This is a genomic window from Ralstonia nicotianae (genome assembly GCF_018243235.1).
Taxonomy (GTDB): Bacteria; Pseudomonadota; Gammaproteobacteria; order Burkholderiales; family Burkholderiaceae; genus Ralstonia; species Ralstonia nicotianae.
This window is the reverse complement of record NZ_CP046675.1, coordinates 1,149,632-1,162,729: the sequence shown is the minus strand read 5'-3', so window position 1 is coordinate 1,162,729 and position 13,098 is coordinate 1,149,632. Positions and strand designations below refer to the sequence as shown.

Sequence of the window (13,098 nt, the reverse complement as noted above, 5' to 3'; positions counted from 1 at the left end):
TTTGCCACTAGGTACCCCGCGCAGCCGTTCATAGACTGGCATCGGGCCGCATCGCCAACCGGTGCGCCGCACGCCGCGGCCCGTCCCTGTCCGTCTGCCGAGCGATCTCATGAAACCCATGCCCCAAGCCGACCACCGGCTGCTGCTGCGCGCCATGTTCGACGCCGCCGTGGCCAGCGCGCAGCCCGCGCGATGCCTGGCGCCACACCTGCCGGCGCCGCCCAGGGGGCGCACCATCGTCATCGGCGCGGGCAAGGCCTCGGCCGCCATGGCGCAGGCCCTGGAGGCGCACTGGCCGGGGCCGCTCGAAGGGCTCGTCATCACGCGCTATGGCTACGCCGTGCCCTGCGAGCGCGTGGAGATCGTGGAGGCCGCGCACCCCGTGCCCGATGCGGCCGGCCTGCAGGCCACCGCGCGCATGCGCCGGCTGGTGTCCGGCCTGACCGAAGACGACCTCGTGATTGCCCTGATCTCCGGCGGCGGCTCGTCGCTGCTGGTGGCGCCGGGCGAGGGCCTCACCCTGGCCGACAAGCAGGCCGTCAATGCCGCACTGCTGCAATGCGGCGCCACCATCGCGGAGATGAACTGCGTGCGGCGCCATCTGTCGGCGGTCAAGGGCGGGCGGCTGGCGGCGGCCTGCCATCCGGCGCGCGTCGTGACGCTGCTGATCTCCGATGTGCCCGGCGATCATCCGATCGACATCGCCTCCGGCCCCACCGTGGCCGACCCGACCACGCGCGACGATGCGCTGGCCGTGCTCGCGCGCTATCGCGTTGCCGTGCCGGCCAGCGTGCTGGCGCACTTGCGCGGCGACGCGGCCGAGAGCATCAAGCCGGGCGATGCGCGCCTGCGGGCGAGCACGGTGCGCCTGATCACGGCACCGCAGATCGCGCTCGAAGCGGCAGCCCGGGTGGCCCGGGCCGCCGGCTACACGCCGCATATCCTCGGCGACAGCCTGGAGGGGGAGGCGCGCGATCTCGGCCTCGTCATGGCCGGCATGGCCAGGCAGGTGGCGCGGCGCGGCCAGCCGTTCGCGGCGCCGTGCGTGCTGCTGTCTGGCGGCGAGACCACCGTCACGCTCAGGGGCAACGGCCGGGGCGGCCGCAACGTCGAGTTCCTGCTGTCGCTGGCGGTGGCGCTCGACGGGCTGCCCGGCGTGCACGCCATCGCGGGCGATACCGATGGTGTGGACGGCGTCGAAGAGATCGCCGGCGCCTGCATCGCGCCCGACACGATCGCTCGGGCGCGGGCACTCGGCCTTCACCCGCGCGCGTGCCTCGACAACAACGACGGCCACGGCTTCTTCCAGGCCCTGGGCGACGCGGTCATCACCGGTCCGACGCTGACCAACGTCAACGATTTTCGCGCCATCGTCATCGATGGCCCTGCCAACGGAGGTTGAGCCATGCAACGTTCCAGCCATGCCAAGATCGTCGCCACGCTGGGTCCGGCCAGCGACGACCACGCCACGATCGAAGCGCTCGCGCGTGCGGGCGCGGATGTCTTCCGCCTGAATTTCAGCCACGGCGCGCATGCCGATCATCAACGGCGGCTCGAACGGATTCGCGCGGTGGAGGCCGCGCTCGGCCGACCCCTCGGCGTGCTGCTCGATCTGCAAGGCCCCAAGCTGCGCGTGGGCACCTTCGCCGAGGGCCGGGTGCGGCTGGACGACGGCGCACTGTTCCGGCTCGACCTGGAGACCGGCCGCCCCGGCGACGCGACGCGCGTCGCGCTGCCGCATCCGGAAATCTTCGCGGCCATCCGGCCCGGCGTGGCGCTGCTGCTGGACGACGGCAAGCTGCGGCTCGAAGTCGTGGCCTGCGGCCCGGACCACGCCGAGACGCGCGTCGTCAACGGCGGCATGCTGTCCGACCGCAAGGGCGTCAACGTGCCGGGCGTGGTGCTGCCCCTGTCGGCGCTGACGGAGAAGGACCGCGCCGACCTGGCCTTCGGCCTGGCACTCGGTGTCGACTGGATCGCGCTGTCGTTCGTGCAGCGCGCCGCCGACATCGCCGAGATCCGGCAGCTCGTGCACGGCCGCGCGGGCATTGTCGCCAAGCTGGAAAAGCCGGCCGCCATCGACAGCCTGGACGCCATCCTGGCCGAGACGGACGCGGTGATGGTCGCGCGGGGCGACCTGGGCGTCGAGCTGCCGGCCGAGCAGGTGCCCGCCATCCAGAAGCGCATCGTGCGGGCCTGCCGCCGGCTGGGCAAGCCGGTCATCGTGGCCACGCAGATGCTGGAGTCGATGATCGGCGCGCCGGTGCCCACCCGCGCCGAGGCCTCGGACGTGGCCACTGCCGTCTACGACGGCGCCGATGCGGTCATGCTGTCCGCCGAGACCGCCTCCGGCCAGTTCCCGGTCGAAGCCGTCGCCATGATGCGGCGGATCATCGCGCAGACCGAAGCCGACCCGCACTATCGCGCCGCCATCGACGCCTCGCACACGCCGCCCGGCGCCAATACGCCGGATGCGATCGGCTGCGCCGCGCACTCGGTGGCCGGCCTGCTGGACGTGGCGGCCATGGTTGCCTACACGAGCTCGGGCGCCTCGGCGCTGCGCATGGCGCGCGAGCGGCCCCGCGCCGCCATCCTGGGCATGACGCCGCGCCCGGAAACCGCGCGCCGGCTGGCGCTGGTGTGGGGCGTCCATCCGGTGATCTGCGACGGCGTGCTCGACGTCGAGGCGATGACCGACGTGGCGCGGCAGACGGCCGTGCAGCGGCGGTTCGCGCAAGCGGGGCAGACCCTCGTCATCGCGGCGGGCCTGCCATTCGGCACGCCGGGATCGACCAACCTGCTGCGCATCGCGCAGGTGGAATGACATCCTCGCCACGGGGCTGTCGGCGCTGAGCAAAGTTGAAAACCTTGCGGCAAGGGGCTGCCTACAATTTCCTCGAGGTTCCTGGGTTGCGGCGGTCTGCATGCGCTTGAAGCATGCGGGTCGTTGCCGCCGTGATGCTGGCCTGCCGGGCGCCATGGCGCTCGAGCGGGGTAGGTCCGCGCGGCGCGATATGCCTGGCCCGGGATGCCTGCGTGCAGCGTGATCCGCGTGTCGGCACGAGGCATGCCGTACGCGATGTGTCGGCGTTACTGAAGACGTTGTCGGTGAGATCAGCCAGCACCATGACCGGTGCTGCGTGGCTTCATGCAGCTGAATCACGCGCCGCAACCGCTTCCCGCATCGTGGGCCGGCACGCCCGGATCGATACGGTCTTCCGGCGCGCACCGCACATTCGAACGCAGGTCCGAGTATCGAGGGCGCACGTCAATCGGGACGAGCGCCTGCGCATATGTCTCTGGGGAGAGTGGAAAGATGGCACAAGACCGGTTGTTGAAGCGCTGGCTGGCGAAACTGGCTGCTGTTGTACTGTTCTGGACGGGGTGCCACGCGCATGCGCAGAACGGTGTCACGGCCGACAGCATCATCATCGGCCAGTCGGCCCCATTGAGCGGGGCGGCCGCACAGCTGGGCCAGCAGCTGAGCCTGGGTGCCCGGCTGTATTTCAACGCTGTCAATGCGGCGGGCGGAATCCACGGCCGCAAGATCGATTTCAAGGTATTGGACGATGGGTTCGATGCCGACACGAGCGCCCGCAATACCAGGACGCTCATCAACGACGCCAAGGCGTTCGCGCTGTTCGGCTATGTCGGCACGCAGAGCAGCATGGCGGCGCTCAAGGTTGCCAATCCGGCGGGCGTGCCGTTCTTTGCGCCGTACGCCGGCGCGCAGTCCTTGCGCGAGCCCTTCGCCCGCAACGTCTTCCACGTGCGTGCCGGGTTCAACGACGAAACCGCGGCGATCATTCAACAGATCAGGGCCGTGGGCCAGAAACGCATCGCCGTGATCTACAACGACGACGCGTATGGCAGGGCCGGACTGGACGGCCTCCGGCATGCGCTGGCCCTTCCGGCCAATGCAGGTCTGGCGCTGGTCGGCCAGGCGAGCGTGGCGCGCTACACCACCGATATCAAGGCAGTGCTCAGTAGCGTGTTGGCGCAGAAGCCGGAGGTCATCGCCGTTGTCTGCGGCTATCAGACGGTGGTGGCGCTGGTGAGCGAGGCACAGGTTCAAGGCTATGCCGGCCAGTTCTACAACCTGTCGCTGGTCGGCTCCAAGATGCAGACAAAGGAACTGGGCACGACCGGAAGCGGTGTTGTGATCTCCCAGGTCATGCCTTATCCGCGCAGCGTATCGACGCCGATCGTGCGCGAATACCAGAAGCTGCTCAAGGCCAATGGCATCACCGACTTCGACTATTGCAGCCTGGAGGGCTATATCGCTGCACGCGCGCTCGTTGATGGGCTCAGAGGGGCGGGCCGCGATCTCACGCGCGACAAGTTCATCCGGGCCCTCGAAGCCCTGGGCAACCACGACATGGGCGGTTTCGTGCTCAACTTCTCGCCAAGCAATCACCTCGGCTCGAGCTTTGTCGAAATGACGATCGTGAGCGCGCGGGGGCAGGTGATCCGCTGACGCGCGGAGTGGAGTCCGCCCTGCTGAGCCGGGAGCCGGCGGCGGCGGGTAGGGGCCGGCGGGTCTTATCGTGTCGTGGACACCCGCCGGTATACGCCGGAGCGTCCCGGCTTGGACAGCACCCACTGCCACAGCTGCAGGTCGCGCGCGCGGAACGCGCCGGCGCACGACAGCAGGTAATACCGCCACATGCGGTGGAAGCGCGGCCCCAGCGTACGGGAGAAGGCCGGCCATGCGGCCTCGAAGTTCGCGTGCCAGGCCATCAGCGTGCGGTCGTAATCGGCGCCGAAGTTGTGCAGGTCTTCGACCACGAAGCGGTCTTCGCAGGCGAGCCCGATGTCGGCGAGGGTGGGCAGCTCGCCGTTGGGGAAGATGTAGCGGTCGATCCACGGATCGGTGCCGTGCCCGCTCTCGTTGCGCCCGATGGTGTGCAGCAGGAACAGGCCGTCGTCGGCCAGGCAGCGCTCGGCCACGCGCATGTAGGCCGCGTGGTTCTTGCGGCCCACGTGCTCGAACATGCCGAGGCTCACGATGCGGTCGAAGCGGCCGTCGAGGTCGCGGTAGTCCGCCAGCCGGGTCTCGATCGGCAGGCCGGCGCACTGTGCGCGCACGAAGCCGGCCTGCTCCGCCGAGATGGTGACGCCGGTGCACTGCACGCCGTAGCGCTTGGCCGCGAACCGCATGAAGCTGCCCCATCCGCAGCCGATGTCCAGCACGCGCATGCCCGGCTGGAGCCCGAGCTTGCGGCAGACCAGGTCCAGCTTGTGCGCCTGCGCTTCGTCCAGGGTGCCGCAGCCTTCCCAGAAGCCGCAGGTGTAGGTCATGCGCGCATCGAGCATCGCCGCGTAGAAGTCGTTGCCCAGGTCGTAGTGCGTGTGTCCGACCTGCCATGCGCGCCGCACCGTCTGCCGGTTGAACAGCCGCGCCCGCAGATGATGCAGCACGGCCGACATGCCGCGCACCGTGCGGTCCAGCCGCGCGCGCAGCAGCCGGTCGAACAGCTGGTCGAGGTGAGCGCAATCCCAATGGCCGTCCATGTAGGCTTCGCCGAGCCCGAGGCTGCCGAGTGCGAGCACGCGGGCCGGCACGCCGGGATCGTGCAGCCGGATGTCCCACGGTCGGGTGCCGTCGATCCGCACATCGGCCTGGGCCAGCAGTTGCTCGATATAGCGCCGTGCACTGTCATCCCTGTGCGATCCCTGCGATGGAACCAGACTTTCGGTAGTGCTCATGGACAGTGCATCCTCGACCGCTTCGGTGGTGGTTTGCGTCAACGGCCTCAATCGGGCAGCGCCTGGTCAGGTTCGGCACCGAGCGCAGGCGATCGGTCGCGCCATGCATGGCGGCTATCTGCGACAGGCCGTCGGCTGACGGTTGAGCCGATGCTAAGCGGAACCCGAGCGCGCAAAAAAATTGAATTTCTTAATGGTGCGGATAGGTTGCGCGCTCGTGCCGACACCCGCGCCTGGGCCGGGCGGCAGCGGCCGCATGCGAGCCGCGCCGCCGGGCAGGCTTATCGATCGCCGGTGCAAAAGCGTCGGCCGCGCTGGTGTACGTGCTCGTGCATGCGCGAGGGCAGGCCTCGCACGTGATGGCGGACTTTCGCATCACGATCGCGCCAGCCATGCCAGGCTGGACGATGTCGACGTTACGACGATCGGTAGCAATGGCCGCTTGGTGAGCTGATCGCGGGGCGGTGGCGGTCAGGCCGTGGCCGTCGCGCGATTGCCCGGCTGCCCGGCTGCCTGGGCTTTCCGCGGCGCGGTTTCGCGAGGTGTTTTTTCCCGGGTGGCTAGAACGCCCATCCGAGCCGTACCCAAAGGCGCGTACGTCGATCCGGTTCCGTCTGCGTGGGTTCGGAACCCCGGAAGGCGAGACTGGCACTCCAGTCGAATGTCCGGTGACTGCCTCGCAGGCCAATGCCATAGCCGTGCAGCACACGCCGGTTGGCGGTGGTCAGATAGGGATGCCTGTTGATCCCGATGCCACCGGCGTCATAGAACACGCTGGGGATGCACAACGGGTTTGCCGCGTAATACAGTTCGCCGCTGGCCAGCCAGCCTTCGTCGCCGGCTGCCTCGCCGGCCGGGTAGGCACGCACGCCATTGGCACCGCCCAGCACGAACTTCTGGTAGGAGTCCAGGTTGCGCGATGCCGCTTGGCCGCGCAGGACAAGCAGCAGGCCCCACGGGCCGCCCAGCCTCTGGTTGCGCTGCAGATCGAGATTGAGCGTGCTGTAGCGGCCGGCCGTCTGCGCGCCCAATGCATCGATGCGCGCGGCGGTGGGCGAATCGATGCCCAGCGTGCCTGTTCCGATGCGCAGCGCCGCCTGGGTATCGGCTCCGGCGCCCACGCCATCGCGGCCGCTGTACAGCAGGTTGGCGCTGTAGTGGTCGGCCCGCTTGCCGGTCTCGGTGCCGGAGGCACCCACCTGGTCGGAGATGCGACGGTGTTCCGCGCTGAACTGTCCAAACACGTTGTGCGCAACGCTACGGACGAAAGGGTAGGTCAGGTTCCATTCGGCGATGTCCGCCTGCCCGCGCGCATCGAGCTGCGTGAAGGCCGAGCCCAGTACGTACTGCGTGTGCGTAAAACCGGCGCCAGTGCTCAGGCCGCGACTCCCCAGCGGCATCTGCACGGACAGTCTGCCGTAATAGAGGTGGTCGTCGCTCGCCAGCATGCGCGCGCTGATCTGCTCGCCATGGCCCGTGGGGCTGTTGACGTTGAGTGTTCCGCCAACGCGGGTCCGTCCCGTGTAGAGCGAACCGTAGTTGTCGGCCTCCAGGCGGCCGCTTGTCAGCGGGGCGGCCCGGCTGCCGATCACGAGTTCGGTCTGGCCAGGACGCGCGCCGGCAGCCAGACTGGCGTTCAGGCTGGCGCCGGCCAGATCGGACAGCAACAGCAATGCGCGGTCGACCTGCGCCTGGTTGAGCGGCGCATCGTGCTCGAGCGCCGCCAGATGGGCGTCGATGACGCTGGCGCGCAGCCGGCTTTGCGGATCGGCCTGGATGCGCACGCCGGACAACGTGCCCTCCATGACGCGAATCTCGACCTGGCCGTCCCGGATCGACTGGGCCGGCAGATAGGCGCTTGCCAGCGGCCAGCCCTGCGCGCGATAGAAGCGGGTGATGCGCGCCGCGCCGCGCGACAGGTCCGCCAGCGTGCGCGTGCCGCCGTTCAGGTCGGCGACCAGCGCCTCCAGCACTGCGGTCGGATACAGCCGTGCCCCTGTCACGCGCACGTGGCGCACGGGGATGGGGGTGGCATCCTGCGGCACGCTGCCGTCACCCTGATCGCCAGCGGTGCCGGGCAGGGTCGTCCCTCCGGCGGGCATGCCCAGGAGCTGCGCAGGCGCCGTATCGCGTGCGACGTCGCCCGCGTCGGGCCGAAGCTCCGCGCAGACGGCGGGTGCCATCAGAAGCAGCAGCGCACTCTCCAGGGTCAGGCGGGCATAGGTGCGCGCGGGCTGGCGGCGCCTGCGCGCGCGTGCCCGCGGGGGGGCCGTCATTCTTGCGCGGCCAGGCGATTCCCTGGCACGTTGTCGCTGGCGGTATCGTCCTGTCGGAACGTGGCTGTCGTGGTGCGCCATCCCGTTGCGCTGCGCTCCGCCGGCTCCGGCGCCGAGGCCAGCCCTGCCGCGCGAATCCTGGCCTGCATGTCGATCACGGCATTCATGTAGGACGGCTCGCCGGGCACCGCGACCATCGGGGCGGGGCTGGCCGGCAGCACCGACAGCGTGCCGGCGGCGTAGCGGATGCTGTAGTTGTTGCTCGAGATGCCATCCGGCACGATGGCATAGCTGCCCGCCGGCGAGCCGGCATCGGCGCTGGTGAGCAAGCGCAGCGTGCCCCGCAGGTCGGCGGTCTGTGCGGTCTGGCCGCCCACGAAGCCGGCAAAGGTGGCGCTGAAGGCGGGGTTGTCCTGGCCGGCCGTGCGGCTCGCGCCATTGGCGGTGATCAGCAGTGGCGCCGGCGTGATGCTGAAGGCGTGGCCGACATCCAGGACGGTCTGGTAGCCGAGCTGGTCGGCAAGCGTGCCTTGCGAGATGGCATAGCGTCCTGCATTCTGGCCAGCCGCCCGGGCCAGGCTGCCGGAGAGGATCTGCGTGGCGCTGTCGCCGTTGACCTGGCCGACGATGGTGTAGGCGAGTGCGGGGTCGCTCGCGCCGCCGCCGTCGTACACCTTGGTGTTGGCGGCGTCCGTGGGCGTCACGGTCACGGTGGGCCGTTCGCGGTACATCACGTAGGTCGCTCCATCGCCGATGCCGTCGGCGCCGGGGGCATCGCCATCCTGCCGGTTGTAGCGGAAGTTGCCGCTGCCGGCGGCGGCCCGCCCGGCCAGCGTGCCGCCAAGCACGGTCGAGCCGACCGCGCCGCTGTACACCGTGATGGTGCGGCCGGCGTCGACCGCCAGGGTGGCCTGGCTGTCCACGTTGCCGCCGCTCGCCGTGCCGCGCGTGTTGCCTGCCCCGGCCGACAGGGTGAGGTCGCCGCCCGATATCGACCAGTTGCCTCGCGTGGCCAGGTCGCCGCTCAAGGTGGTGAAGCGCACCGCTCCCGTCGACGTGACGCCCGTCACGCTCAGTGCGTTGGCGTTCACCACGTTCACCCCTGCGGCGCCGGTCACGGCCAGGGCATTGAAAGCGTTGCCGTCGTTGGTCAGCGTGATGGCCGCGTTGCCGCCATTGAGCGTGGCGGTGCCGGCCGCCGACACCGCGCCGCTTTGCGTGATGCCGGGCGCGGTCAGGTTCAGGGCGCCGTTCACGGTCGAGCTGTCCAGCGTTAGCGATGTGCTGCTGGCCAGCGTGGTGTCGCCCGCGTTGAGCGAGATCGCTCCGGCGAACGTGTTGCCGCTGTTGGTCAGGCTGACGGTGTTGCCGGCGCCGCTGCTGTCGATCGAGGTGCTGCCGGTGACGTGGAAATATCCGCCATGGGTCGTGTCGTCGGCAATGGCGCCGCCGGTCGTGACGATGCTCAGGTTGCCAGGGACGGTCAGCCCGCCCTTGTTCCAGAACGCTTTGCGGGCACCGACCAGGCTTTCCGCCGCAATGCTGACCGGCGCCGCCGTTGCAAACGTCAGGGTCGCGCCGCCGCCGCCGATATAGAACCCGCTGTAGCCGCTGACCGAATCGAGGGAGCGCGCGCTGATCGTGATCGACGATGAAGCCGGCGCACTCATCGTGACCGCGCCGCTGCCCGAGCCCCAGACACCGTCGCCGCCCGCATTCGATCCGGCGATGTTGATGGGGCCGGCCGTGGCCGTGAGATTGACCTTGCCGTCGAGCTTGACGGCCGCGTTGCCGTTGCTGGTGCTGCTTGCATTGCCCACCACACTGTTGGTGCCGGTGATGGTGACCGTGCCCCCGGTCAGGCTGGCGGCGTTCGAGCCGGTGCCCGCGATGTTCACGGTGGACAGTTGGTTCCGGTACGTGCTGGAGACCGGATTGCTGGCCGTGCCGCTGATCGTCACGGCGCCGCTGGTGGACAGCGAGTCCAGCGCGCTCAGCGTTACGCCGCTGCCTGCCCAGGTGGCGGTGGCGCCGGTTGCCGTGCCCGTGAGCGCGATCGCGCCGCCACCGGTGCTCCGCAGGGTATTGCCGCCGGCCAGGTACACCCCGATGTTGCTGGTGGAAAACAGCGGTGCCCCGTTGCTGTTGGTGCCCGTGATGGTGGCGATGCCGCCGCTGGTGCCGGATACCGTGATCGAGCCGGACGCCGTGGTGAGCGTGTTCGCATTCAGAAAGACGCCCTGGCTGTTGCCGTTGTCGGGCAGGGTGCCAGAGAGGCTGATGTTGCCGGCGCCGGTTGTGCTCCAACTGCTGTTCTGGAGACTGAGTGCCGCCGCGGTGCCGGACTGGGCCCCGCTGGCCGTCGCTGAAATGTTGCCGCCGTTGGCGTTGATGTCCACGTAGCGCAGATTGATGCCGCTGGTGCTGGCCGCGCTGGTGGTCGCGCGCGCCGTCATCGATACGTCGAGGGTGCCGCTCGTACTGGTGATGGTGCGGTGCGTGCCGCTGGATGCGTTGGTGGTGATGCGTCCGTCGGCGATCAGTGTCAGGCTGGCATTGCCGCCGGCTGTCTTGCTGATGCTGCCGTTGATCGCGATGTTGCCTTCCTGCGTGCCGGCACCCGTCGTGGTGATGGTGACATTGCCGCCGCTGTTGAGAAGGCTCTGGATGCTGGAGGTGTTCACCAGCGAGCCGCTGGCGCTGGGTGTCCACACGTTGCCGGAGAACGCACCGCCGGTCTGCGTGCCCGCGGAGAGGGTGACGTTGTACGGATCCAGCAGCCACAGGCCGCCCGTGCCGCCGCCGCCGCCGGCCACGCTGACGGCGATGCCGTCCGTATCCAGCGCATGGCCCGAGGTTTCAACATGGCCGCCGTTGCCGCCCTGCGCGCCGCCGTTGGCCGACAGCGATCCGTGCACATTGGCGACATCCGTTCCCCAGACGATCAGCCTGCCGCCGTTGCCTTGCCGGATGGCGCTGGCATCGATCGCGGCGGTCGGGGCGACATACGTGGCAGTGGCATTGGGCTCGGGGCCCGCCCCTTGGGCATTGCCGCCGATCAGCGCGGTACCGCCGCCCGCCATGCCGCTGACGTCGATCCGCGCGCCATCGAATACACCGACCTTGGTGCCCAGCACCTTGACGCTTCCGCCGTTGCCGCCGCCGTCGGGCGCGCTCGCGTCGATCTGGCCGCTTACCTGGGTCAGGCCCGCCACCGGATCGCCGATCAGCTCGATCGTGCCCTGGTTGTTCCCCACCGTTCTCGCCAGCACTACGCCGGTCGTGTTGACGACGGATTCGCTCAGGCTGTCGAGTCCGCGGGCCGTGAGCACCACGCGGCCGCCATCCGCGACGATCATGCCGCCGTTGTTGACGAGGGTGCGGGCCGCCCCCGCGCTGATGGTGTAGCCGAGTGGGCTGCCATCGGCGAGCGTGAGCGTGACGTTGCCGGCTCCCGCCAGCAGTACGCTGCCCCTCGGGGCGCTGATGTTGCCGGCGTTGTCGACGCTGTTGGCGATCAGCGCGACCTTGCCGCCGCTGGGGACGGTGATCGTGCCCTGGTTGGTGACGCCGGCGGTGCTGCCGCCCGACAGGGCATAGCGGCCCGCCTCGAAATCCGCGTTGCTCAGTCCCAGCGTGCTGGCGACGAGGCCGCCGACATTGACCTGCGCGCCGCCGCCGAACAGCACGCCGTTCGGATTGAGGATGAAGACCGTACCGTTGGCGTTGAGGCTGCCGAAGATGCTGGTGGCTTCATGGCCGGTGACGCGATTCAGTGCGATCGCCCCCGCACCGGGCTGGATGAAGTTGACCGTTTCACCGGCCTGGATGCCGAAGGCGGACCAATCGATGGCCAGCCGGGAAGACGTCTGGGTGACGGTGGTGGTGGTGCCGTTTTGTCCGATGCTGCCGGAACCGGAGGTCACCGTGCCGCCGGCCGGCGCAGCGAACGCGGGCATGGCGGCGGCGAAGGTGCCAAGCAGGACGGTGCCCCCCAACGCATTGCGCACCGGCGCGCGCGGGTGCCTGGCACGTCCGGTCACGGCCGCTCGGGTGATGGCGGCGCCACTCGGAATGGGGGCAACGCTATGGAGTGTGGGGAAATGTCTCATGTGCCCTACCAAGCACCATACGGAGTGGGAGGCGAGGATATCCCAACTCTCTTCGGCAACGCGGAAAAGAGCTTTAGCGCACCGCGAACGCGGTTCCGCAAACCGGGGGCGGGTGCCATTTGCGAATGGACGCTTCGGGCCGGATCGCCGGACCGGCCCGGCATGTGCAACCGGGGGGCTCTCTCGGCACGGCGTGGCCGGATGGCCTGGCCTTGCATGTCATGCATGAGGCTCGCCAACCGAGGGTTTCTACGGATGAATCTCCACCGCGGCAGATCAGGCGGTTGCATCCACACTGTCGGGCCGCAAGGATGTCATGGCCCGCAAGCGGTGACGGACGATCCTCTGCCCGCCATTCCGCCGCGCATCAGGCCTGCGTTCCGTACGCGGACAGCCTTGCCGTCCGCGTACCTGCACGTGCAGTTGCCGGCGTCCCGGCCGGTGTTGGCGCCGGGACGGACGGCGCAGCCGTCAATCACGCTCCGGCATGGCCGACGAGTGATGGTGGGCGATCAGCCACTGGCCGTTCTGCCACTCGTACACATACGTATAGCGCGCGTGCACGGCCTTGCCATCGGCGAACTTGAACGTGTAGGTACCGATGTCCTGCGCGATGTTGCAGCCGATCTTGATGACGCGGCTATCGATCGTGCCTTGCGGCTTGCCCTTCAGGAACTTGACGAAATAGTCCCGGATGGCGCCGGGGCTCGTGCGCGGCGTATTCGAGACGGTCGGCAGCAGCACGCCGTCCGTCGCGTAGTTGGCGGTGACCTTGTCCGGGTCGCCCGTGCGCAGCGTATCGTTCCAGCGATCGAACAGGGCAGCAATCTGCTGATCGGTGGTCGGTGTGCACGATGCGGCCGGGGCCGTTTGCGCGCTGGCCGGGCTCGACACCAGGAGAACCGTTGCGGCGGCAGCCATCAGGGATACGACACCAGCGTGTTTCATCGAAGTTTCCTCTCGTTCTGTTTGTCAGGGCACCTTGTCGGTGCCGTACCGCA

At 69.1% G+C, this 13,098-nt stretch carries 7 protein-coding genes; 3 read left to right on the top strand and 4 right to left on the bottom strand.

From position 1 onward, the window contains the following. The first annotated feature begins 118 nt into the window (after nt 1-118). The 3 genes from GO999_RS21155 (at nt 119) to GO999_RS21145 (ending at nt 4,477) form a co-directional block, all read left to right on the top strand. Nucleotides 119-1,402 carry a glycerate kinase type-2 family protein gene (locus tag GO999_RS21155; RefSeq protein ID WP_029240603.1) on the top strand — a complete coding sequence of 428 codons (1,284 nt, stop codon included), beginning with the start codon at nt 119-121 and terminating at the stop codon, nt 1,400-1,402. 3 nt (nt 1,403-1,405) lie between these two features. Beyond that, nucleotides 1,406-2,824, top strand: a complete 1,419-nt coding sequence (pyk, locus tag GO999_RS21150; protein WP_016723540.1) for a pyruvate kinase — start codon at nt 1,406-1,408, stop codon at nt 2,822-2,824. A gap of 492 nt (nt 2,825-3,316) precedes the next feature. Next, the gene (locus GO999_RS21145; protein WP_021155528.1) at nt 3,317-4,477 is read left to right on the top strand and encodes an ABC transporter substrate-binding protein; all 1,161 of its coding nucleotides are present in this window, start codon (nt 3,317-3,319) and stop codon (nt 4,475-4,477) included. A 65-nt stretch (nt 4,478-4,542) separates the two neighbouring features. Here GO999_RS21145 and cfa read toward each other — a convergent pair whose 3' ends face one another. From cfa to GO999_RS21125, 4 genes are all read right to left on the bottom strand, one after another. Next, on the bottom strand, nt 4,543-5,709 hold the full coding sequence (gene cfa / locus GO999_RS21140; RefSeq protein ID WP_020830468.1) for a cyclopropane fatty acyl phospholipid synthase: 1,167 nt from the start codon (nt 5,707-5,709) through the stop codon (nt 4,543-4,545). A 560-nt stretch (nt 5,710-6,269) separates the two neighbouring features. Then, the gene (locus tag GO999_RS21135; protein WP_211906826.1) at nt 6,270-7,985 is read right to left on the bottom strand and encodes a ShlB/FhaC/HecB family hemolysin secretion/activation protein; all 1,716 of its coding nucleotides are present in this window, start codon (nt 7,983-7,985) and stop codon (nt 6,270-6,272) included. After that, on the bottom strand, nt 7,982-12,028 hold the full coding sequence (locus tag GO999_RS21130; protein ID WP_249215080.1) for a beta strand repeat-containing protein: 4,047 nt from the start codon (nt 12,026-12,028) through the stop codon (nt 7,982-7,984). Before GO999_RS21130 ends, GO999_RS21135 begins: the two co-directional genes overlap by 4 nt. A gap of 540 nt (nt 12,029-12,568) precedes the next feature. Continuing rightward, entirely contained in the window at nt 12,569-13,045 is a 477-nt protein-coding gene (locus GO999_RS21125) for an SgcJ/EcaC family oxidoreductase (protein WP_011004691.1), read from the bottom strand. Nucleotides 13,046-13,098: the final 53 nt, after the last annotated feature.

Excerpts from the sequence above, each read along its gene's own strand:
- GO999_RS21125 (WP_011004691.1), bottom strand. The coding sequence starts at position 13,045 with ATGAAACACGCTGGTGTCGTATCCCTGATGGCTGCCGCCGCAACGGTT.
- GO999_RS21145 (WP_021155528.1), top strand. The coding sequence starts at position 3,317 with ATGGCACAAGACCGGTTGTTGAAGCGCTGGCTGGCGAAACTGGCTGCT.
- cfa (WP_020830468.1), bottom strand. The coding sequence starts at position 5,709 with ATGAGCACTACCGAAAGTCTGGTTCCATCGCAGGGATCGCACAGGGAT.
- GO999_RS21135 (WP_211906826.1), bottom strand. The coding sequence starts at position 7,985 with ATGACGGCCCCCCCGCGGGCACGCGCGCGCAGGCGCCGCCAGCCCGCG.
- pyk (WP_016723540.1), top strand. The coding sequence starts at position 1,406 with ATGCAACGTTCCAGCCATGCCAAGATCGTCGCCACGCTGGGTCCGGCC.
- GO999_RS21155 (WP_029240603.1), top strand. The coding sequence starts at position 119 with ATGCCCCAAGCCGACCACCGGCTGCTGCTGCGCGCCATGTTCGACGCC.